Origin of the sequence: Pseudomonas sp. BNK-45, from assembly GCF_047456255.1 — a bacterium.
Lineage (GTDB): Bacteria > Pseudomonadota > Gammaproteobacteria > Pseudomonadales > Pseudomonadaceae > Aquipseudomonas.
This window is the reverse complement of the sequence record NZ_CP179909.1, coordinates 1,745,699-1,767,336: the sequence shown is the minus strand read 5'-3', so window position 1 is coordinate 1,767,336 and position 21,638 is coordinate 1,745,699. Positions and strand designations below refer to the sequence as shown.

21 protein-coding genes are annotated in these 21,638 nt (G+C 65.1%); 8 read left to right on the top strand and 13 right to left on the bottom strand.

Going from position 1 to position 21,638, the window contains the following annotated elements:
- Nucleotides 1-217 precede the first annotated feature (217 nt).
- Both aroQ and ACMGG8_RS08150 read left to right on the top strand, forming a co-directional pair.
- On the top strand, nt 218-667 hold the full coding sequence (gene aroQ, locus ACMGG8_RS08155) for a type II 3-dehydroquinate dehydratase (RefSeq protein ID WP_016967261.1): 450 nt from the start codon (nt 218-220) through the stop codon (nt 665-667).
- Nucleotides 664-1,518, top strand: coding sequence for a shikimate dehydrogenase (locus ACMGG8_RS08150; protein ID WP_414159429.1), 855 nt, complete (start codon nt 664-666; stop codon nt 1,516-1,518). The genes aroQ and ACMGG8_RS08150 overlap by 4 nt, the downstream gene beginning before the upstream one ends.
- A gap of 122 nt (nt 1,519-1,640) precedes the next feature.
- Here ACMGG8_RS08150 and ACMGG8_RS08145 read toward each other — a convergent pair whose 3' ends face one another.
- From ACMGG8_RS08145 to quiC, 3 genes are all read right to left on the bottom strand, one after another.
- Nucleotides 1,641-1,865: a hypothetical protein gene (locus ACMGG8_RS08145; RefSeq protein WP_060841204.1), complete on the bottom strand. Its 225-nt coding sequence runs from the start codon at nt 1,863-1,865 to the stop codon at nt 1,641-1,643.
- 99 nt (nt 1,866-1,964) lie between these two features.
- Entirely contained in the window at nt 1,965-2,642 is a 678-nt protein-coding gene (locus tag ACMGG8_RS08140; RefSeq protein WP_060844695.1) for a TetR/AcrR family transcriptional regulator, read from the bottom strand.
- Nucleotides 2,643-2,746: 104 nt separating this feature from the next.
- Complete coding sequence (gene quiC / locus ACMGG8_RS08135; protein ID WP_108546193.1) at nt 2,747-4,657, bottom strand: 3-dehydroshikimate dehydratase QuiC; 1,911 nt, start codon at nt 4,655-4,657, stop codon at nt 2,747-2,749.
- Between the two features lie 527 nt (nt 4,658-5,184).
- On the opposite strand from quiC, the gene ACMGG8_RS08130 reads away from it, so the two are divergent.
- Together ACMGG8_RS08130 and ACMGG8_RS08125 are read left to right on the top strand one after the other, a co-directional pair.
- Nucleotides 5,185-6,519: an MFS transporter gene (locus tag ACMGG8_RS08130; protein WP_060841207.1), complete on the top strand. Its 1,335-nt coding sequence runs from the start codon at nt 5,185-5,187 to the stop codon at nt 6,517-6,519.
- Between the two features lie 86 nt (nt 6,520-6,605).
- A complete protein-coding gene (locus ACMGG8_RS08125; protein WP_060841208.1) occupies nt 6,606-8,228 on the top strand; it encodes a methyl-accepting chemotaxis protein in 1,623 nt (540 codons plus the stop codon).
- A gap of 6 nt (nt 8,229-8,234) precedes the next feature.
- Here the strand turns inward: ACMGG8_RS08125 and ACMGG8_RS08120 are convergent, their stop codons facing one another.
- The 4 genes from ACMGG8_RS08120 to ACMGG8_RS08105 all read right to left on the bottom strand — a co-directional run bounded on the left by ACMGG8_RS08120 (nt 8,235) and on the right by ACMGG8_RS08105 (nt 12,758).
- Nucleotides 8,235-9,113: a DMT family transporter gene (locus ACMGG8_RS08120; RefSeq protein ID WP_414159428.1), complete on the bottom strand. Its 879-nt coding sequence runs from the start codon at nt 9,111-9,113 to the stop codon at nt 8,235-8,237.
- Nucleotides 9,114-9,215: 102 nt separating this feature from the next.
- Entirely contained in the window at nt 9,216-10,031 is an 816-nt protein-coding gene (locus tag ACMGG8_RS08115) for a sugar phosphate isomerase/epimerase family protein (RefSeq protein WP_414159427.1), read from the bottom strand.
- Nucleotides 10,032-10,038: 7 nt separating this feature from the next.
- On the bottom strand, nt 10,039-11,091 hold the full coding sequence (locus ACMGG8_RS08110) for a Gfo/Idh/MocA family protein (protein ID WP_414159426.1): 1,053 nt from the start codon (nt 11,089-11,091) through the stop codon (nt 10,039-10,041).
- An 887-nt stretch (nt 11,092-11,978) separates the two neighbouring features.
- Nucleotides 11,979-12,758 (bottom strand): IclR family transcriptional regulator, encoded by a 780-nt coding sequence (locus ACMGG8_RS08105; RefSeq protein ID WP_060841212.1) that lies wholly within the window; start codon nt 12,756-12,758, stop codon nt 11,979-11,981.
- A 310-nt stretch (nt 12,759-13,068) separates the two neighbouring features.
- Between ACMGG8_RS08105 and ACMGG8_RS08100 the strand changes: the two genes are divergently transcribed.
- Entirely contained in the window at nt 13,069-13,917 is an 849-nt protein-coding gene (locus ACMGG8_RS08100) for an aldo/keto reductase (RefSeq protein WP_060841213.1), read from the top strand.
- A 70-nt stretch (nt 13,918-13,987) separates the two neighbouring features.
- Here ACMGG8_RS08100 and pcaG read toward each other — a convergent pair whose 3' ends face one another.
- The 3 genes from pcaG to pcaQ form a co-directional block, all read right to left on the bottom strand.
- Nucleotides 13,988-14,593, bottom strand: a complete 606-nt coding sequence (pcaG, locus tag ACMGG8_RS08095) for a protocatechuate 3,4-dioxygenase subunit alpha (RefSeq protein WP_060841214.1) — start codon at nt 14,591-14,593, stop codon at nt 13,988-13,990.
- A gap of 10 nt (nt 14,594-14,603) precedes the next feature.
- Nucleotides 14,604-15,323, bottom strand: coding sequence for a protocatechuate 3,4-dioxygenase subunit beta (gene pcaH, locus ACMGG8_RS08090; RefSeq protein WP_060841215.1), 720 nt, complete (start codon nt 15,321-15,323; stop codon nt 14,604-14,606).
- Nucleotides 15,324-15,426: 103 nt separating this feature from the next.
- Entirely contained in the window at nt 15,427-16,356 is a 930-nt protein-coding gene (gene pcaQ, locus ACMGG8_RS08085) for a pca operon transcription factor PcaQ (RefSeq protein ID WP_235759589.1), read from the bottom strand.
- Nucleotides 16,357-16,495: 139 nt separating this feature from the next.
- Between pcaQ and ACMGG8_RS08080 the strand changes: the two genes are divergently transcribed.
- Together ACMGG8_RS08080 and ACMGG8_RS08075 are read left to right on the top strand one after the other, a co-directional pair.
- Nucleotides 16,496-17,389, top strand: a complete 894-nt coding sequence (locus ACMGG8_RS08080; protein WP_060841217.1) for a neutral zinc metallopeptidase — start codon at nt 16,496-16,498, stop codon at nt 17,387-17,389.
- Complete coding sequence (locus ACMGG8_RS08075; protein WP_060841218.1) at nt 17,390-18,361, top strand: hypothetical protein; 972 nt, start codon at nt 17,390-17,392, stop codon at nt 18,359-18,361. It begins immediately after the preceding gene.
- Between the two features lie 86 nt (nt 18,362-18,447).
- On the opposite strand, the gene ACMGG8_RS08070 is transcribed toward ACMGG8_RS08075, so the two are convergent.
- From ACMGG8_RS08070 to ACMGG8_RS08060, 3 genes are all read right to left on the bottom strand, one after another.
- The gene (locus ACMGG8_RS08070) at nt 18,448-19,041 is read right to left on the bottom strand and encodes an HAD family hydrolase (protein WP_060841219.1); all 594 of its coding nucleotides are present in this window, start codon (nt 19,039-19,041) and stop codon (nt 18,448-18,450) included.
- A complete protein-coding gene (gene tesB / locus ACMGG8_RS08065; protein ID WP_060841220.1) occupies nt 19,038-19,907 on the bottom strand; it encodes an acyl-CoA thioesterase II in 870 nt (289 codons plus the stop codon). Before tesB ends, ACMGG8_RS08070 begins: the two co-directional genes overlap by 4 nt.
- Before the next feature lie 102 nt (nt 19,908-20,009).
- Nucleotides 20,010-20,579 carry a GNAT family N-acetyltransferase gene (locus ACMGG8_RS08060; RefSeq protein ID WP_060841221.1) on the bottom strand — a complete coding sequence of 190 codons (570 nt, stop codon included), beginning with the start codon at nt 20,577-20,579 and terminating at the stop codon, nt 20,010-20,012.
- Nucleotides 20,580-20,654: 75 nt separating this feature from the next.
- Here ACMGG8_RS08060 and ACMGG8_RS08055 point away from each other — a divergent pair, with 75 nt between their 5' ends.
- Entirely contained in the window at nt 20,655-21,575 is a 921-nt protein-coding gene (locus ACMGG8_RS08055; protein ID WP_414159425.1) for a histone deacetylase, read from the top strand.
- Nucleotides 21,576-21,638 lie beyond the last annotated feature (63 nt).

Here is a 21,638-nt window from a genome sequence, read left to right as displayed (position 1 = left end):
GCCATACGGCGGCGGCAAAGTCGTCAGCATTTATTGCCGGGCAGGGCCTTGCCACGGCCATCGCCCATAACAGCGTTCGATTATCGAACACTTAATCAACCTTCCCGGCCTCGGCTCTCGGCCATCAATTGACCAAATTAACCAGTTAGTACAATTTACCTCCCCAGCGCCTCGTACCTTCTCCCGAGGCTGACAATAACAACGGAGATCTACCCCCATGCGTCCTATCGTTCTGGTGCTCAACGGCCCGAACCTGAACCTGCTCGGCACTCGTGAACCGGCGACTTACGGCCACGAAACCCTGGCCGATGTCTCTGCCTTGTGCGGCCGTGCCGCCGAGGAATTCGGCCTGGCCGTGGAATTTCGCCAGACCAACCACGAAGGCGAATTGCTCGACTGGATCCACGCCGCCCGCGGCCGCTGCGCCGGCATCGTGATCAACCCTGCCGCCTGGACCCACACCTCGGTGGCGATCCGCGATGCCCTGGTAGCCAGTGAGCTGCCGGTGATCGAAGTGCACCTGTCCAACGTCCACGCCCGCGAACCCTTCCGCCATCACTCCTTTGTCTCGGGCATCGCCCTGGCGGTGATGTGCGGCTTCGGCAGCCACGGTTATCGCCTGGCGCTGGAACACTTCAGCCTGCGGTTCAAGGAGCAAGGTCTATGACAGGCCCTACAGGCGTACTCGCCGGACTGATCGGTGCCGGCATCCAGGCTTCGCGCACCCCGGCCCTGCATGAACACGAAGGCGATGCGCAAAACCTGCGCTACCTGTACCGGCTGATCGACCTGGACCAACTGGGGCTCGACAGCAGCGCCCTGCCCGACCTGCTCCAAGCCGCCGAACGGATGAACTTCACCGGACTGAACATCACCTTTCCCTGCAAGCAGAGCATCCTGCCGCTGCTCGACGAGCTGTCCCCGGAAGCTCGCGGCATTGGCGCGGTCAACACCGTGGTGCTCAAGGACGGCAAGCGGGTCGGCCACAACACCGACTGCCTGGGTTTTGCCGAAGGGTTCCGCCGTGGCCTGCCAGGCGTGGCCAGACGCCGCGTGGTGCAGATGGGGGCCGGTGGCGCCGGCGCGGCAGTGGCCCACGCCCTGCTCAGTGAGAGCGTGGAACACCTGAGCATTTTCGATGTGGAAAACCAGCGGGCGCAGAGTCTGGCGGACAACCTCAACCAGCACTTCGGTGCCGGTCGGGCCAGGGCCGGCACCGACCTGCCCAGTACCCTGGCCAGCGCCGACGGCCTGGTGAACACCACGCCCATGGGCATGGCCAAGCTGCCGGGCATGCCGGTGCCGCTGGAACTGCTGCGGGCGGATCTGTGGGTGGCCGAGATCGTCTACTTCCCACTGGAAACCGAGCTGTTGCGCAACGCCCGTGCCCTGGGTTGCCGAACCCTGGACGGCGGCACCATGGCGGTGTTCCAGGCGGTCAAGGCATTCGAGCTGTTCAGCGGCCGGAGCGCCAACCCGCAACGGATGCTGGCGCACTTCCAGAGCATGAATGGCTGAAATGCGCCTGTAGCCGCTGCCGCAGGCTGCGACAGGCCCCCGCCGGGGCCTCGGCATCCGTCGGGACGCTGGCGAGCCTGCGGCTCGTTCGCAGCCTTGGGTAGCGGCTACAGGTACTACGTCTACTCGGGCTTGAGCTGCAGGCGCGAGAGCAGGCCGATCAGCAGCACGTTGAAGAGAATCATCAGCAGACTGCCGAACAGGCCCACCACATTGATCAGCGCGCTCGGCAGCCAGTCGAATACGCTGAACCCGGTCAGGGACAGCAGGCGCTCGCCGAACCAGAACGAGTCAACGACGATCATCAGGATCAGGATGATTTTCAGCGTGGGAACGGGGTTGCCCATGGTGCCTTCCTTGTCGAGGGGGATGTTGTAGGAGCCGGGGTGGCGATGGCGATCTTACGGACGCTTTCGCTGGCAAGCCAGCTCCTACCGGCAGTGGCGTCAGGCTTGCAGGTAGCGCAGCACCGACTCGCAGATCATTTCCCGGTGCCGTTGCTTGATGGCTTCGTCCGGCAGGTCGATCTGGAAGATCTCGCCAAAGGTATGACGGTTCGACACCCGATAGAAACAGAACGAGCTGATCAGCAAATGCACGTCCAGCGGATCCAGGCCGCTGCGGAACACCCCTTCCTGCGCGCCACGCTCGAGGATCTCGCCCAGGGCATGGAGGATGGTGTTGTTCATCGCCTTGATCACGCCGGACTGCTTGACGTATTCGCCCTTGTGGATGTTCTCGATGCTGACGATACGCACGAAATCGACATTGCGATCGTGGTGATCGAAGGTGAACTCCACCAGCCGGCGAATCGCCTCCTGCGGCGCCAGTTCCGCCAGGTGCAGGCGGCTCTCGGTGCTGCGGATATCGCCGTAGAGTTTCTCCAGCACCTCGACGTACAGCTGCTCCTTGCTGCCGAAGTAGTAATAGATCATGCGCTTGGAGGTGTGGATGCGCTCGGCGATCGCATCCACCCGCGCGCCGGACAGGCCCTGCTGGACGAACTCGACAATGGCTTCTTGAAGGATGTTCTCGCGGGTCTTTTCCGGGTTGTTCTTGCGACTCTTGCGCGGTTCGAGAGCTGGCTCATCGGGCGCAATCGAGCGTTCACTGGTCATTGTCATTCTGGGCTCACGGCCATCACTGCACACGCGGGCGATTATGGGCCGCGTCCTGTCGCGAAAGAAAGCACAGAGGCGGCGGTTTGCCGCCTCCGGTTACCAATCCGCTACAACTTGGCCTGACGCACCGCGCCACTGCGGGACTTGGCCATGGCCGCCAGACGCACCGCCACGTTGGCCGCGCCATAACCGGCGTAGCCGTTCTTGCGCTGGATGATCTCGAAGAAGAAGCGCCCTTCGAAGGCCTCGGTGTAGACATGGAACAGCTCACCGCCCTGGGCATCGCGGTCATACAGGACGTTGTAGTAGGCCAGCTCGCTGAGGAACTCATCGTCGAAGTCAAAGCGCGCGGCCAGGTCGTCGTAGTAGTTGAGCGGAATGTCCAGCAGCGGCACCCCGGCCTGCTTGGCCCGGCTGACCTCGGCGAAGATGTCGTCGCAATCAAAGGCGATGTGATGCACCCCCGAGCCGCGATAGCTGGACAGCGCATGGGAAATCGCGGTGTTGCGGTTTTCCGAGATGTTCAGCGGCAAGCGGATCGAGCTGCAGCGGCTGCGCAGGGCCCGGCTTTTCACCAGGCCATAGGGATCGGGCAGCACCACTTCGTCATCGGCCTCGAAATCCAGCAGGCTCTTGTAGAACAGCGCCCAGCTGTCGAGGCTGTCCGCCGGCAGGGCCATGGCCATGTGGTCGATGCGCTTGAGGCCGCCCTTGGCCTGCACCCCTTCGTACAGGTTGAAATCGGTGGCGTACAGGTGCTGGCCACCCTGCTGCGGGTCCACCAGGTAGATCAGACTGCCATCAGGCTCGCGCACCGCTGCCAGCTCCAGCTCGTTGGGACCGACCAGGCCGCGATAGGGCTGGCCCTTGTAGGCCACCGCCCGCGCCAGGGCCTTGGCACTGTCCTTGACCCGGATGGCCGTGGCACACACCGACGGGCCATGGGCCTCGAAGAAGCTGTGGGCGAAGGAATAGGGCTCGGCGTTGAGGATCAGGTTGATATCGCCCTGGCGCATCAGGCTCACGTTCTTGGAACGATGCTGTCCGGCCTTGGCAAAACCCAGGCGCTCCAGCCAGCTCCCCAACTTGGCGCCCAGGGCATCGTCCACCGCGAACTCGAGAAACTCGGTGCCGCCATAGGCTTCAACCGCCGGCGGGGCGAACAGGATGTCCAGGTTGGGAACCGGCTGCGCTTCCTGCAGCAGGCGCTCGCGGGTTTTCTCCTCCAGGTACAGCAGGGAACGCAGGCCATCGGCGGCGTTGGCCCGCGGCGGCGCGGCGCGAAAACCGTCGTTGAAGATCTCCAGGGACAGCGGCCCGGTGTAGCCGCTCTTGATGATCGGCGCCAGAAAGCCCGGCAGGTCGAACTCGCCCTGGCCGGGGAAGCAGCGAAAATGCCGGCTCCACTCCAGCACGTCCATGGCCAGGATCGGCGCGTCGGCCATCTGCACGAAGAAGATCTTGTCCCCGGGAATCTCGGCAATCGCCGCCGGGTCGCCCTTGAGCGACAGGGTGTGGAAGCTGTCCAGCAGCACCCCGAGACTCGGGTGATCGGCGCTGCGCACGATGTCCCAGACCTGTTGATAAGTATTCACATGACGGCCCCAGGCCAGGGCCTCGTAGCCGATGCGCAAGCCACGGGCGCCGGCCCGCTCGGCCAGCAGGTGCAGGTCGTCGATGAGGATTTGCCGCTCCCCGAGGCTGTCGGCCTGGGCGTTGCTGCACACCAGCACCAGGTCGGTGCCCAGCTCCTGCATCAGGTCGAATTTGCGTTCGGCGCGTTCCAGGTTGCGCGCCAGGCGATCACGGCGGCAGCCCTCGAAATCCCGAAACGGCTGAAACAGGGTGATGGCGATCCCCAGGTCGGCGCACATCTGCCTGATTTCCCGGGGGCTGCCGTCGTAGTAGAGAAGATCGTTCTCGAAAATCTCCACCCCATCGAACCCTGCGGCGGCAATGGCTTCGAGTTTTTCCGGCAGGGTGCCGCTCAAGGAAACGGTGGCAATGGAACGCTGCATGATTCAACTCCCGGGAAATGACGGCCGGTGGCGCCCGAGCCTTTTATTCGATGGAGCGGATTATTCCACAGCATGATTTAAAGTGTACGAACCAGTTAGTTTTGTGTTCGATTATCGAACAGAATGCCGATTGGCGAATTGACGATTTTTCGGCCACTGCGCACCATCGACAACACATTGAGCTGCCCCGAAAACCGCGGCTTCAATCACCCAGACCCAGAACAGACCATAAAAATTTCAAAAATCGGGTACACCCTCATGCTTGCACTCAACGCCCCGCCCTGCTGCTCATCCCTTTGGCTTGCGCCTGGAACGACCTCAACCGGCACCCTGGATCACGACACGCGACAGCCCTGAGCTGCGGTCGTCCCGATGACGTTCGTCCACCTGCAGCAACGCCGCAACGACGAACCTACCCAGCCGATCAATCACCCAGTCCCCGGCGCACATGCCCTCGCTGACGATTGATCACGCGCCTTAGAGTTCCGACGAGCCCTGGCTCGTCAGTCACTGAACGGATGGCTTACATGATTCCTTCTCAAAGCTCTCGCATCGCCCCGAGCCTGCGTGTTGCCGGCGGTATCGGCGACAAGATCCGCGGCGCCATGGCCGTCGGCAAGACCCGCTGGGGCATGCTCGCCCTGGTGTTCTTCGCCACCACCCTGAACTACATCGATCGCGCCGCCCTGGGCGTGATGCAGCCGATCCTGGCCAAGGAAATGAGCTGGACGGCGATGGACTACGCCAACATCAACTTCTGGTTCCAGGTCGGCTACGCCGTGGGCTTCGTGCTCCAGGGCCGGCTGATCGACCGGATCGGCGTGAAGCGGGTGTTCTTCTTTGCCGTGCTGCTCTGGAGCCTGGCCACCGGCGCCCACGGCCTGGCCACTTCGGCGGCGGGTTTCATGGTCTGCCGGTTCATTCTCGGGCTCACCGAAGCCGCCAACTACCCGGCCTGCGTGAAGACCACGCGCCTGTGGTTCCCGGCCGGTGAACGTGCGGTGGCCACCGGCATCTTCAACGCCGGGACCAACGTTGGTGCGATGTTCACGCCGATGCTGCTGCCCTTGATCCTGCATGCCTGGGGCTGGCAGGCGGCGTTCCTGTGCATGGCCGCACTGGGCGGCATCTGGCTGCTGTTCTGGGGCCTGAAATACTTCAACCCGGAAGATCACCCCAGCGTCAAAGCGTCGGAGCTGGCCTACATCCAGCAACAAGCGGAACCCGAGGAAACCCGCGTGCCCTTCAGCCGCATCCTGCGCATGCGCGGCACCTGGGCCTTCGCCCTGGCCTACTCGCTGACCGCGCCGGTGTTCTGGTTCTACCTGTACTGGCTGCCGCCGTTCCTCAACCAGCAGTACAACCTGGGGATCAACGTGACCCAGATGGGCATCCCGCTGATCATCATCTACCTGACCGCCGACTTCGGCAGCGTCGGTGGCGGCATCCTCTCCTCGTTCCTCATTGGTCGCGGCATGAACCCGATCAAGGCGCGGCTGCTGTCGATGTTCATGTTCGCCTGCTGCATCATCGGCGTGATCATGGCCGCCGGCACCGCCAACCTTTGGCTGGCCGTGTTCGCCATCTCCCTGGGGATCGGCGCCCACCAGGCCTGGACCGCCAACATCTGGAGCCTGGTGATGGACTACACGCCCAAGCACATGATGAGCACCGTGTTCGGCTTCGGCGGCATGTGCGCGGCCATCGGCGGCATGTTCATGACCCAGATCGTCGGCCACATCCTCACCGCCACCAACAACAACTACACCGTGCTGTTCACCCTGATCCCGGCCATGTACTTCATTGCCCTGACCTGGATGTACTTCATGGCCCCTCGCAAGATTCCGCAAGTAGAAGACTGATGCTCCTTTCACGCAGGCCCGCCCAGGGCCTGCGTTTTTTTATCTGCTTGTGCCCCTTTTGTTTTTCCACACTCGGAGATCGTCCCATGACGCTGGGTAACCTGAGCATCGCCAAGCGCGCCGTGATCAGCTTCGGCGTGATTGCCCTGCTGGTCCTGCTGCAGGGGCTGTTCGCCCTCAAGCAAGTGGCCGAAGTCCGCGCCACCGGCCAGCACACCGAAAACATTTCCCTGCCCAGCACCCGCTACCTGGGAGAAGTGCGCGACTACGTGCTGAGCATCCGCGTGCTGAGCCTGCGCATGGCCCTCAACCGTGAACCCAAAGTGCTGGAAAGCACCATTGCCCGCCTGCATCAGGTGCAAGCCTGGCTCGACCAGGCCCTGGCCAGGTTCGCGCCGCTGGTGGGCGATCACAACCGGGTGCAGTACGAGACATTCCTCGCCACGGTCAAGAGCTACCAACAGGCCCTGGCCGAGTACGAAGCCCTGTCCCGGGACAATCGCAGCAGCGAGATGACGGCCCTGCTCAACGGCAAGATCCAGGATTACTCGACCCAGACCGGCGACCAGTTCACCGAACTGATGAACCTGACCGCCGAGGAAGTCAGCCAGTCGGCCCAGCGTGCCGACGCGCTGTACACCCAGGTCAAAGTCACGGTGATCGGCGCCCTGCTGGCCGTCGCCGTGCTGACCCTGTGCCTGGCCTGGCTGCTGATTCGCAGCATCGTCATGCCCATCCGCCAGGCCGTGGGCGTGGCCGAGCAAGTGGCCGCCGGTGATCTCAGCCGCCCGATCCACAGCGAGGGCAGTGATGAAACCGCGCGCCTGCTCAAGGCCCTGGCCAGCATGCAGGCCAGCCTGCGTGAAACCCTGCAACTGATCAGCAGCACCTCGACCCAACTGGCCGCCGCCGCGCAACAGATGAGCCAGAGCACCCACCAGGACTCCAGCCGGCTGCAGCAGCAACACAACGAAATCGAGCAAGCGGCCACCGCGGTCAACGAGATGACCGCGGCCGTCGAGGAAGTGGCGCGCAACGCGGTGTCCACCTCCGACACCACCCGCCAGTCCACCGCCCAGGCCGCCCAGGGACAGACCCGGGTGATCGAGACCCTGGACTCGATCCAGGCCATGAGCAGCGATGTCGGCACCGCCCTGCAGCAAGTGCAGACCCTGGCCGAGCAGTCACGGGAAATCGGCAAGGTGCTGGACGTGATCCGCGCCATCGCCGAACAGACCAACCTGCTGGCCCTGAACGCCGCCATCGAGGCCGCGCGGGCTGGTGAAGCCGGGCGTGGTTTTGCCGTAGTGGCAGACGAAGTGCGGGCCCTGGCCCATCGCACCCAGCAGTCGACCCAGGAAATCGAACAGATGATCGGCCGGGTCCAGGGCGACACCGACAGCGTGGTGCAGTCCATGCACGGCAACAGTCAGCGGGTGGCCCAGACCCTGTCCATCGCCGAACAGGCTGGGCTGGCCCTGGGGGAAATCACCCGGGCCATGGAGCAGATCCACGAGCGCAACCTGGTGATCGCCAGTGCCTCGGAAGAACAGGCCCAGGTGGCCCGTGAAGTGGACCGCAACCTGCTGAACATCCGCGACCTGTCCCTGGAAAGCGCCGATGCCGCCACGCGCACCAACGCCACCAGCCAGGAGCTGTCGCACCTGGCGGCCGGCCTGCAGAACCTGGTGGTGCGCTTCCGCTTCTGAGCCGTCTCAGCGGCGGCGTTGCTGCCAGGCCGCCGCCAGCCCGCTGAGGCAGATCACGGCGATGCCCACTTGGGTAATCCCATCCGGCGTGTGGCTGAACAGCAGCCAGCCAAGCAGCCCGGCAAAGACAATCTGGCAATAGCCGAAGGGCGCCAACAGCGCCGGCGCCGCATGGCGGAAGGCCTGGGTCAGGAACAGGTGGGCGCACATGCCACAGGCCCCCAGCGCCAGCATCAGCACGCCATGGACAATCCCCGGGGTCTGCCAGAAGAACGGCACCAGCGCCGTCATCACCAGGGTGTTGCACAACCCGGCGAAGAAGTTGCTGGTGGTGGGGCTGTCGTGCTCGGCCAGCTTGCGGGTCAGCAATTGATAGAAGCAGAAGAACAGCGCCGAACAGAACGGCAGCAGCACCGCCGGCGTGAAGAGTTCACCGCCCGGGTGGACGATGATCAGCACCCCGACAAAACCGCAGATCACCGCCAGCCAATGGCCGCGGGTCACCTGCTCGCCGAGCAAGGGCACCGACAATGCGGTGACCAGCACCGGCGCGAGAAAGTTGACCGCCGTCGCCTCGGCCAGGGGGATGAACAGCAGCGCCGAGGTGAACAGCAAGCTGGTGCTGAGCAGGCACAAGGCCCGCAGCACTTGCAGCAGCGGTCGCTTGCTGCGCAGCACCCGCAGGCCGGATTGCGGCAGGAAGATCCCGGCCATCAGCACGGTGTGGACCAGGTATCGGGCCCAGACCACCATGATCACCGGGAAGAACCCCGAGAGGTATTTGGACAGGGCATCGTGGCTGGCGAACAGGAAGGTCGCCAGGACGATCAGCAGGATGCCCTTGAAAGGCTGATTGATCCCGGAAAGGGGCGTGCTGCGGGTCATGGGCATTCCTTGAAGGTGATTGAAGACACAGCTTCGCCGGCAAGCTGGCTCCTAGCGGGTATTTGTAGGAGCCGGCTTGCCGGCGAAAGCCCTCCCGCCCACTCAGGTCCTGGCCAGCAGCGCGCGAGTTGCATCCAGCGCCATCTGTGCCCGCTGCAAGGCACTCACGCCCTGTTCGAGCAATTGCACCGTGGGAATTTCCAGGCTCAGGGGCAACTCCGGCGGCAGACACTTGAGCAACCCCGCCAGATCACAATCGCCCTGCCCCGGAAAGCGCCGCTCGTTACGGGCCTGGCGCAGGATCTCCTGCATGTCGTCCGGACGCGGCCCGGCCACGTCGCACAACTGCGCGTAACGCAGGCGCGCCGGAGCGACCTGCGCCAGGTCCGCCAGGCGCGAGCCGGAACGGTCGAAATGGAAGGCGTCCACCAGCACGCAGCCATTGTCACGACCGGCATTTTCCACCACCCGCACGGCCTGCTCCAGGTTGCGCGCGTCGGTCCAGGGCATGAACTCCAGGTGCGGGTGCAACCCGTACTGCCGCGCCAGATCGCACAGGGCGGCGAAGTTGTCGGTCATGCGCGCCTCGTCCGGGTCATTGCCCGCCACCAGCAACTCGCTGGCGGCGAACTCGGCGCCCACCGCCAGCAGCGCTTCGAAGTCCCCCACCCGGGTCTGCGGCTTGAGCCGCAGGATCTCCACATCCAGCACCCGCACGCCACTATCGCGCAGGCGCGCCAGGGTCTGGCGACGCAAGCCGGCATCCGCCACCAGCGGGAAGTGATGCTCCTCCGGGGTCGCCGGTTCCAGGCGCAGGCCGACATGGCTGTAGCCGGCCCGGGCCGCCACCTCCACCATCTCCGGTGGCGACAGCTCCAGCACGGTCAGGCTGGCCAGGGAAAAAATCCGCTCACTCATCAGTCGTTCACTCAATCGGGGTTGGGGTGCAGGCGCGACCCGTGGCCGCGGCCTGGCGAATCGCTTCGACCAGCGCCAGGGTGCGCGCAGCATCGGCGGCGCTGACCAGGGGCGCGACTTCGCCGCGGACGACTTGGACGAAGTGCAGCAATTGCAAGCGCAGGGCCTCGCCCGGCTCGAAGGCTTCCTGCTGCATCTGCAAGGGTTGATGCCAACCCTCCCCGGCTTCGGCGTAATGCCAGTGCTTGAGCTGGGGAATGCTCAGCGCGCCCTCGGTGCCGGCCAGCAGGTAGCAAGGCTGATCGGCCTGACGCGGATACACCGGGTTCTCCCCGGCATCCAGCTCCCAGCTCCAGGGCGCGGCCGCGGCATCGGAACCGGTCAGGCTGCCCAGGGCGCCGCTGTCGAACTGCAGCAGCACCGCGGCGCAATCTTCGTTGGCGTAGCCGCGCACGCTGTTGCTGGTGATGGCCTGCACTTGTCGCACTTCGCCACACAGGTGGCGCAGCAGGTCCAGGTCGTGGATCAGGTTGGTCAGCAACATGCCGGCCCCGGCCTCGCGGCGCCAGGGAATATCGAAGTAGCTCTCGGGTTTGCGCAACTGCCAGAGCGCGGTGACGTTGGTCAGGCGGCCCAGGGCGCCGCTGTGCACCAGAGCGTGGGCGCGGGCGATCAATGGATTGTGGCGCCGGTGGTGGCCCACCAGCACCGGCACGCCCGTGTTGCGCGATGCCGCCACCAGCTCGCGTACTTCATCCAGGTGCACGCCCACCGGTTTTTCCAGCAGCACCGGCACGCCTGCGGCCAGGCAATCCAGGGCAGTGCTGACGTGAAGATTGTTGGGATTGGCGACGATCACCGCGTCCGGGCGAATGTCCTCCAGCAGGGTCCGGTGATCGCTGAAATGCGGCACCTGCCATTGCGCGGCGACGGCGAAGGCCTCGGGGCCGGGATCGGCCACGGCACACAGCCGGGCCTCGGCCAGGGTCTTGAGGTGCTGGTAGTGCTGCTGCCCCATGTTGCCGACGCCGATCAGGGCAATGCGCAGTGGCGGGTTCAATGGAAGATCCTCTTGTGATTGTTATAGGGACGATGAATTCCAAATATTTAGAACCCAGTTCCATTTTCATACAAGAGGGATAAAAAATACCGTCCGATTATCGAACGGCTTTGTGCCGAGCCGAGGCTCGTGTAGCCGCTGCCGCAGGCTGCGAACGGCTGTGCAACAGACGCGGCGGTATCAAGGCCACCACCCGCCCGACGGTAGATCGCCAGGCAAGGCCCTGCGGGCCTTTGCGCAGCCTCGCAGGCTCGGCAGCGGCTACAGAGGACATACCGAAGCCTTTGTAGCCGCTGCCGCAGGCTGCGAACGGCTGTGCAACAGACGCGGCGGTATCAAGGCCACCACCTGTTCGACGGGAGATCGCCAGGCGAGGCCCTGCGGGCCTTTGCGCAGCCTCGCAGGCTCGGCAGCGGCTACAGAGGACATACCGAAGCCTTTGTAGCCGCTGCCGCAGGCTGCGAACGGCTGTGCAACAGACGCGGCGGTATCAAGGCCACCACCTGTTCGACGGGAGATCGCCAGGCGAGGCCCTGCGGGCCTTTGCGCAGCCTCGCAGGCTCGGCAGCGGCTACAGAGGACATACCGAAGCCTTTGTAGCCGCTGCCGCAGGCTGCGAACGGCTGTGCAACAGACGCGGCGGTATCAAGGCCACCACCTGTTCGACGGGAGATCGCCAGGCAAGGCCCTGGGGGCCTTTGCGCAGCCTCGCAGGCTCGGCAGCGGCTACAGAGGACAGGGCCATACCGAAGCCTTTGTAGCCGCTGCCGCAGGCTGCGAACGGCTGTGCAACAGACGCGGCGGTATCAAGGCCACCACCTGCTCGACGGTAGATCGCCAGGCAAGGCCCTGCGGGCCTTTGCGCAGCCTCGCAGGCTCGGCAGCGGCTACAGGTTGAACAGTTCGGAAGCCTGGCTGGCGGCCGACAGCTCTTCGGCAAAGCGCAGCAGCAACGGCGCCAGTTGGTGCAGCCGCGCCAACGGCAGGCGCGCGCTGGGGCCGGCGATGCTGAGCACGCCCACCACCCGGCCATCGATGGGATGACGCACCACGGCGGCAATCGCCGAGGTGCCGACCGCCGAACTTTCCTCGACCCAGGCGTAGCCCTGCTCGCGGGCCAGGCGCAGGCGTTCGAGCAACTCGATGTTCGAGCGCGGTGCATTGGGCCCCAGGTCCGCCGGGGGCTCCACGCCCTGGCGCTCCACCAGCGACAAGGCCTCGGCATCGCTCAGGGTGGCCAGCCAGGCATGCCCGGAAGCGGTATAGAACAGCGGCGCCTCGCGGCCCATGTCCGGGTCGTAGCGCAGGCCGGAACGGGCGCCCTGGGACTTGGCGATCCAGGTCTGGCGCTCGCCCTCGATCACGCCCAGGCGCACCAGCTCGCCGGCCTCCTGGGCCAACCGATCGAGCACCGGCTGGACAATGTCGGCGCCGCTGACCGCAAGGTAGCGAAAGCCCATGGCCACCAGCCGGGTGGACAGCTGGTAGCGCAGGTTGTCCGGGTTCTGGCGCACATAGCCCAGGCGGATCAACTCCGCCAGCAGGCGATGGGTTGCACTTTTGGGGATCTCCAGCTGTTCCGCCAGGGTCTGCAGGGGCAGGCCGCGGGGGTCACCGGTAAGACGTTCGAGAACGCTGAAGACGCGTTCGATTTGACTGCCAGCCATGGTCGGGTCCCGACAAAATTTGGCCGATTCTAGTGACAACGGGCCGGTTGGGGAACTGCGCGGCAGGGTTCGATTACCGCCCAGAATCGACGCGGCCGGACCCGGGGCCCGGCACAACGCCTTGTGCGCAGGTTAGCCGAGCCCGTATATTTTTTGGAACCACCTTCCACAAATCCAGCATCCAGCGACTGCGCCACAGCCCTATTGGCCGGGCATCGTCCGCCCGAGCGTGCTGTACGCCCCTCACCGCCGGCCACCGCGCCGACCTGTCGCCCCCGGCTGCGCTGTTTTATCCACAGGGAGATTGCCCATGCCTCACACCCTAGATTGCCCGGTCCTGACCCACAGTGGCCTGCACATGCCCAAGCTCGGCCTGGGCACCTGGCCGATGCTCGATCTGGAATGCACCCGCGCCGTGGAACAGGCCCTGGAGCTGGGTTACCGGCACATCGACACGGCCCAGGCCTACCACAACGAAGAAGCCGTGGGCCTGGCCCTGGCCAATAGCGCGGTCCCACGGGAGCAGATCCACGTCACCACCAAGGTCTGGTGGGACCAGTTGCAGCCCGATGCCATGCGCCACTCGCTGGAGCGCAGCCTGAAAGCCCTGCGCAGCGACTACGTCGACCTGTTCCACATCCACTGGCCCGCCAGCGACTGGGAGCTGGAGCGCAGCATCGATACCCTGGTGTCGTTCAAGGAACAAGGCTGGGTGAAGCACATTGGCGTGGCCAACTTTCCCCTGGCCCTGCTGCGCCGGGTGGTCGAGGAATTGGGCGCGCCGTTGTCGGCGATCCAGGTGGAGTACCACGTGCTGCTGGGGCAGCGCGGCCTGCTGGATTACGCCCGCGAACGCGACATGGTGCTGACCGCCTATACCCCGCTGGCGCGCAACAAGGTTTCAGAGGTGGCCGAGATCCAGCAGATCGCCGCCAAGCACGGCGTGTTGCCGACCCAGGTGGCGCTCAAATGGTTGCTGGATCAGGACAACGTCGCGGCGATCCCCAAGGCGAGCAGCCGGGCCAACCAACTGGCCAACCTGGACTCCCTGAAGATTCGCCTGGACGATGCAGACCGGGCGCTGATCGCCGCCCTGCCCAAGGATCAGCGTCAGGTCAGTCCGGACTTCGCTCCGGCCTGGGACGCTTGCGACCACTGATGCCCACCCTTCCCTGGCGCCACGACGCGGCGTCAGGCAAGGGTTTCTGGAGGGGCGGCCCGGCGATGTTTCAGAAGTCGAAGAACACCGTCTCGCCCTCACCCTGAATGCGGATGTCGAAGCGGTAGGCGCGCTGGCCATTGATCTCGCAAGGATGGGCCAGCAGGGTTTCCCGGCGCTGCGGCTGCTCGATCAGGTTCAGCACCGGGCACTGGGCGTTGGCCTCCGGCTCATCGGCAAAGTACAGCCGGGTGTGCAGGTGGATATTGATCCCCCGGGCAAACAGCGACAGGTTGATGTGCGGCGCCATGGGCACCCCGGCAGCGTTCTTTACCACCCCGGGCTTGACCGTGTTGAGGGTCCATTCCCCGGCATCGAAGGTGGTGGCGGTGCGGCCAAAGCAGTTGAACGGCTTTTCAGTGTCGAACACCGGGTCGTAGACCCCGGCAGAATCGGCCTGCCAGAACTCCAGGAAGGAATCGCGCACCAGGTGGCCGTTGCCGTCGTACACATGGCCGATCAGCAGGATCCGCTCGCCCGGCGCATCGGGCTTGGCCATCTGGTTCCAGATTTCCTCGGGGCGGGTCGGGTTACCCGCCGCCGCCAGGGCCAGGCCGATGTGCACATAGGGGCCGGCCGTTTGCGAGGGGGTTTCAGGCAGCAGTTGAACAGGCATGGCGGGCTCCTCAGCAGTTTTCGAAGTGGGTCTTGCGCTGGCCGCGCAACACGATGTCGAAGCGGTAGGCCAGACAGTCCATGGGATTGGCGTTGCCCATGTCCAGGCGCGCGATCAGGCTTTGCACCGCATCCGGATTGGCGATGGACTTGACGATCGGGCACAGCGGAATCAAGGGATCGCCTTCGAAATACAGCTGGGTGATCAGGCGCGTGGCAATCGACGGGCCACTGATGGAGAAGTGGATATGCGCCGGGCGCCAGTCGTTGGGGCCGTTGCGCCATGGGTAGGGGCCGGGCTTGATGGTGCGGAAGCTGTAGTAGCCGTCGCGGTCGGTGAGGGCCCGGCCGACGCCGCCGAAGTTCGGGTCCAGGGGCGCCAGGTAGCGGTCGTTCTTGTGCCGGTAACGGCCGCCGGCGTTGGCTTGCCACATCTCCACCAGGGTGTGGGGAATGGGTTTGCCGTACTGGTCGCAGACCCGCCCGGAAACGATGATCCGCTCCCCTACCGGCAAGCCGCCGTTATTGAAGTTGAGCAACAGGTCGTTATCGAAGCGCCCGGTGCGCAGGTGGGAAAAGTCCGGGCCGCTGGTTTCGCTCAGCGATTGCGGAATGCTCACCAGCGCCTGGCGCGGCGAGCGGGCAACGGAGGTCTTGTAGTCGGGGGTCAGGGCCTTGGGGTGCCAATTACGGTCGCGAATCACGAAGCGACTGCTGTCTGCATCAGACATGTCGTTCTCCTGTTGTTTGATTTATGGAGCGCAGCGGGTGCAGTTTCAAACAAATCAGGAGCGCGGAAAATTGAAATGCCGCCCTCAACCCATAACCAAATGGTTATGGATAACAGCCTTCGCGATAGGCCTGTCCCACCTCCCTGAGTACCTCGACCGCCCATTGCGCCGCCAGGGACAGCGGCAGGCTGGTGTTGCTGGAGATGCCCAGCGAACCGCCGGGCTCGCGCAGGCCCAGGTCCAGTTCCTGCAGTTCGCCATTGGCCAGGTCCAGGCGCACCGCATCCAGCGGCGCGATCCACAGCGCATCGCTGGACAGGGTGTAACGCCGGCTCAGGGCCACCGACAGGGTTTCCAGACGCTGTGCCGACTGGGCAATGCCGCACTGCACGAACAGGCTGTCGGCATGCTTGCGGATGCTGGTGCCGGCCAGGGGCAGCACCAGGGGATATTCGCTCACCGCGTCACGGGTGAAGGGACCGACCACCAGCGGATGCTCGGGGCGAGCCACCAGGGTCATGGATTCGCTGTACAGGTGCTCGAAGCTCAGGCCCTGGATCTCCGGACTCTCGGTCATGCGGCCCACCACCAGGTCCAGATCGCCGACCCGCAACTGCGACAGCAGATAGGCGCTCGGGCCGGTCACCACGCTCACGGTCAATGCCGAGTGCCGCTGGTGCAGGCGCCGCATCACCTCCGGCAGCAGCAGGCTTTCCACGGTGGACAGCACGCCGATGCGGACCAGCCCGGCGGCATATTCGCCGCCGCGCAGGCTGCTGACGCCCTCGCGCAGGGCCTGCACCGAAGGCCCGGCGTAACGCAGGAAGGCCCGCCCGGCCTCGGTCAGGCTGAGGCCGGCCTTGCTCCTGGCAAACAGCCGGGTTTCCAGCAGGGCCTCCAGTTCCTTGAGGGTTTTCGACATTGCCGGCTGGCTCACCGCCAGCCTATCGGCGGCTCGGGCCAGGCTGCCCTGGCGGGCCATTTCAAGAAAACACACCAGGTGACGGAATTTGATGCGGGTATCGATGTTCAATAGCAAGCCCCGAATGAGTCTGGACCGGATCGATCCGGCGCCGGGCCATGGTAGCGTGCGCAAAAATCCCTGACGACCGGACTGGCGCCGGTCTGAGCCACCAGCAACACTGACCAGCAGCAAAAACGAGGACTCCCCCATGCTTTGGAAAAAAGGCCGGCGCAGCGACAACGTCGTCGATGTGCGAGATGACAGCAGCAATGGCGGTGGCGGTGGCATGCGATTTGGCGGCGGCAAGGGGTTGAGCCTGACGGCGATCGTGCTGATCGTCGGTATCGGCTGGGCCACCGGCCAGGACCCGCTGCAGATTCTCGGGCAATTGCTCGGCCAGAGCAGCCAGACCTCGGCGCCGGCCACCCCCCAGGCGCGCAAGGCGCCCCCGGCCAACGATGAGCAGGCGGAATTCGTGCGCGCCATCCTCGGTGATACCGAAGACACCTGGGGCCAGATCTTTCAGCAGGCCGGCCGCCAGTACCAGGCGCCCAAGCTGATTCTGTTCCGTGGCCGGGTCAACTCCGCCTGTGGCGCGGCGACTTCCGCCAGCGGGCCCTTCTACTGCCCGGCCGATCGCCAGGTGTACCTGGACATGGACTTCTTCCGGGAAATGGCCCAGCGCTTTTCCGCCGCCGGCGACTTCGCCCAGGCCTATGTGATCGCCCACGAAGTCGGGCACCACGTGCAAACCCTGCTCGGGGTGTCGGCGAAGATCCAGGCGGCGCGTCAGCAAGGGCGGCAGATGGAAGGCGATGGCGGCTTGCTGGTGCGCCAGGAACTGCAGGCCGATTGCCTGGCCGGGGTCTGGGCCTACCACGCCCAGCAACGCCTGAACTGGCTGGAACCGGGGGACGTGGAAGAAGCCCTGAATGCCGCCAACGCCATCGGCGACGACCGCCTGCAGCAGCAAGGCCAGGGCCGGGTCGTGCCGGACTCCTTCACCCATGGCACCTCGGCGCAACGGGTGCGCTGGTTCAAGACCGGCTTCAGCCAGGGCCAGGTCGGCCAGTGCGACACCTTTGCCGCCAAGAGCCTGTAGATGCGTCGCCTGCTGGCACTGCTGCTGTGCCTGGGCAGCCTGAGCGCCCAGGCCGCTGAACACGGGGTCAAGGTCATCAGCCCCGGACGCCTGCCCCTGGAGGGCGGGCAGCTGGCCCTGGGCCTGAGCCAGGACTGGCGCCAGCCGCTGCCCGGCGTACAGCGGGCGCTGATCATCGTTCACGGTCGTCTGCGCAACGCCCAGACTTACCTGAAGAGCGGCAAAAATGCTGCCGCACGGGCCGGGCAAAGCGCCGCGACCCTGGTGATCGCCCCACAGTTTCTCAACCAGGGCGACAGCGCCCGCCATCCGTTGCCGGCCACGCTGCTGCGCTGGCAGGGCAATGCCTGGATGGCCGGCGAACCCGCTGCCGGCCCCGTGGCCATCAGCGCCTATGCGGTGCTGGACGCCATCCTCCGGCGCCTGCAGGACCGCCGGCTCTTTCCCGCACTCAAGGAAGTGGTGATCGCCGGTCACTCCGGTGGCGCTCAGGTGGTGCAGCGCTATGCCCTGACCACCGGCAAGCATTCCGAGCTGGAAAAGCTCGGCATCGGCCTGCGCTTCGTGATCGCCAATCCGTCGTCCTACGCCTACTTCGATGCCACACGCCCGGTGGCATTCGCGCCGGTCAACTGCCCGGGTTTCAATGACTGGAAATATGGCCTGAACCGGCTGCCGGCCTATGCCGCCGGGCAGTCCCCGGCGCAACTCGAACAGGGCTACGTGGCGCGCGACATCACCTACCTGCTGGGCCAGCAGGACGTCGACCCCAACCACCCGGCCCTGGACAAGAGCTGCGCGGCCGAGACTCAGGGGGCCTATCGGCTGATTCGCGGACGCAACTACTTCGACTACCTGATGCGGCGTCACCCCCAAGGCTTGCCACAACGGCTGGTGGAAGTACCCGGCGTCGGGCATGACGGCGACCGAATGTTCACCTCAGCCGAAGGGCAGGCGGCGCTGTTCAACTAGACCAAGGCGCTGCCAGCCATGACGCTTTCGCCGGCAAGCCGGCGCCTACGGGGCGGGCAGCAGCCGGCTTGCCGGAGAGCAGGCCTTCAGGCCGACAGCAGTTCGTGCAGCTGCGCGCAATCCCGGGCATGCCAGTCGGTCAGCTCCGGCCAGGGGTTGTCCGGCAGGTTCACCAGCACCGTGCGCGTTCCCGCGGCGCGTCCGCAGTCCAGGTCGAAGCGGTAGTCACCCACCATCACCATGCGCTGCGGCGCCACGTCCCAAGCCTCGGCCAGCTTGAGCAAACCACCCGGATGGGGTTTGGGCGGGGCCTCGTCGCGCCCCAGTACATCGGCCTTGGCAAAGCAGTCCGCCAGGCCGATGGCTTCCAGGGTCACGTGGGCCAGTTCCCGGGCATTGCGCGTGAGGATGCCCAGGCGATAACCGCGCCCGGCCAGGTCCCGCACCAGTTCCACCGCGCCCGGCGCCGGGCGCGAACCCAGGGCCAGGTCGCGCTCGTGCTCCAGCAGCCAGGCATGCTTGGCCGCGGACTCGTCCGCCGGCAAGGCCGCCAGGTGCGTGAGGATGTCGTCCTCTGGAGGAATCGACAGCGCCTCGCGGATCGCCGCGAAATCATGCACGGCGATGGTCAGGGTGCCGTCCATGTCGAACACCCAGTGTTTTATCTCTGAAAGACTCATGCCCAATCCTTGCGATGACGGATCAACCCTTCCTGAGTCACCGAGGCTACCAGTTGCCCGGAGCGGTTGAACACGCTGCCCCGGGAAAAGCCCCGGGAATTGCCGGCCCAGGGGCTGTCCATGGCGTACAGCAGCCAGTCGTCGGCCCGCAGGTCGGCGTGGAACCACAGGGCGTGATCGAGGCTGGCGACCTGCATGTCCTTCTGCCACACCGACTTGCCGTGGGGCAGCATCGAGGTGGTCAGCAGGCCGAAGTCCGAGGCGTAGGCCAGCAGGTATTTGTGCAGCGCCGGGATGTCCGCCAGGGCGCCGTCGGCGCGGAACCAGACGTACTTCACCGGGTCCATCGGCTGCGGGTTGTAGGGGTCCTTCTCGGTCACCGGGCGCACTTCGATGGGCTTGGGGCACAGCAGTTTCTCGCGCATGTGCTCGGGAATCAGGTGCGCGCGCTGGGTGGTGATCTCCAGCTCCGACGGCAGGTTTTCCGGCCCGACCACCTGGGGCATGCTGTTCTGGTGCTCGAAACCTTCTTCGTCGTACTGGAAGGAAGCACTGCAGGTGAAGATCGGGTTGCCCTTCTGGATCGCGGTCACCCGGCGAGTGCTGAAGCTGCCGCCGTCGCGCACCCGATCCACCTGGTAGACCACCGGCAAGGCGGCGTCGCCGGGACGCAGGAAGTAGCCATGCATGGAGTGCACATGGCGCGCCTCCTCCACCGTCTGACTGGCCGCGGACAACGACTGGCCGAGCACCTGGCCGCCAAACAGCTGGCGAAAACCCAGGTCCTGGCTGCGACCGCGAAACAGGTTTTCCTCGATGGCTTCCAGGGTCAACAGATCGACCAGATCATCCAGCACATGACTCATTCAGACTCTCCTCACACAGGGCAAAACCGCGCAATCTCGGCTGCGGCGGTCTATCAATTGGGGCCAGGTATCTCGTCGGCACATTCTAAACGTGCGCGCCTGCTATCCATGCAAGGTTTCCAGCCATTGTTCGCGGGTAATGCGGTACAGCACATGCTCGCGCAGCGGGTGATCGGCGGCGAGTTTAGGGTGTTCGAAATCCTCCTGGGCCGCGTGATGCATGCCAATGGCCTGCATGACTTTCTGCGACGGCAGGTTATTGCGGGTGGTGAAGGCCACGACTTCGTCCAGGGCCAGTCGATCGAACGCGCAACGCAAGGCAGTCCAGGCCGCTTCGCTGGCATACCCCAGGCCCCAGTGTTCCCGGGCCAGGCGCCAGCCGATCTCCACCGCAGGGGTAAAGGTCGCTTCGAAGCCCACCTCCAGCAGCCCGGTAAAGCCGATAAAGGCACCGTTATCCTTACGTTCAAGCGCCCAGAGGCCAAAGCCATGTTCGGCGAAATGCCCGCGTATGCGCCCGATCAGCGCGGCACTTTCCAGACGACTCAAGGGCGCGGGAAAGTAGCGCATGACCTGCGGATCGGCACACATAGCGGCAAATGCCGGCAAATCATCATCACGCCACTGGCGCAGCAACAGGCGCGCGCTTTCGAGTTGCAGTATTGGCTCCATCGGGCCCCTCCGTTTCCATGGGTGCAAGTCTACATCGCTGGTAGGATCCTTCACGGGTTCCTCTAAGAAAATGCCATGTCATTGCCACTGATCTATCACGACGACTACAGCCCCGAGTTTCCGCCGGAACACCGCTTCCCCATGGACAAGTTCCGCCTGCTGCGCGACCACCTGGTGGACAGCGGCCTGACCCGCGACGCCGACCTGCTGCGCCCCGAGCTGTGCCCGGCCGACATCCTCGCCCTGGCCCACGACCCCGCGTATATCGAGCGCTACATGAGCGGCGAGTTGTCCCGGGAAGACCAGCGGCGCCTCGGCCTGCCCTGGAGCGAAGCCCTGGCCCGGCGCACCGTGCGCGCTGTCGGCGGCTCCCTGCTGACGGCCGAAAAGGCCCTGCAACATGGCCTGGCCTGCCACCTGGCCGGCGGCACCCATCACGCCCACTACGACTACCCGGCGGGGTTCTGCATCTTCAATGACCTGGCGGTGATCAGCCATTACCTGCTGCAAAGCGGGCGCGTGGGGCGAGTGCTGATCTTCGACTGCGACGTGCACCAGGGCGATGGCACTGCACGGATCCTGCAACATACCCCCGATGCGGTGACCGTCTCGCTGCACTGTGAAAAGAACTTCCCCGCACGCAAGGCCCAGAGCGACTGGGATATCCCACTGCCCATGGGCATGGGCGACACCGACTACCTCAAGGTGGTGGACGACACCCTCAACTACCTGCTGCCGCTGTATCAGCCCGACCTGGTGCTGTACGACGCCGGGGTCGACGTGCACCAGGACGACGCCCTGGGCTACCTCAAGCTCACCGATGCCGGTGTGGCCGAGCGCGACGAACGGGTCATGCGCCATTGCCTGGGCCGCGACATTCCCGTGGTCGGGGTGATCGGCGGCGGCTACAGCAAGGACCGCCAGGCCCTGGCCCGGCGCCACGGCATCCTCCATCACAGTGCACAGCGGGTCTGGGAATCCTCGGGCTGCTACTGAACCCCGCGGCCTTACCCACATCCGCTGTGGAGCCGCTTGTGGATAACCTGGGAGAAAGCCCCG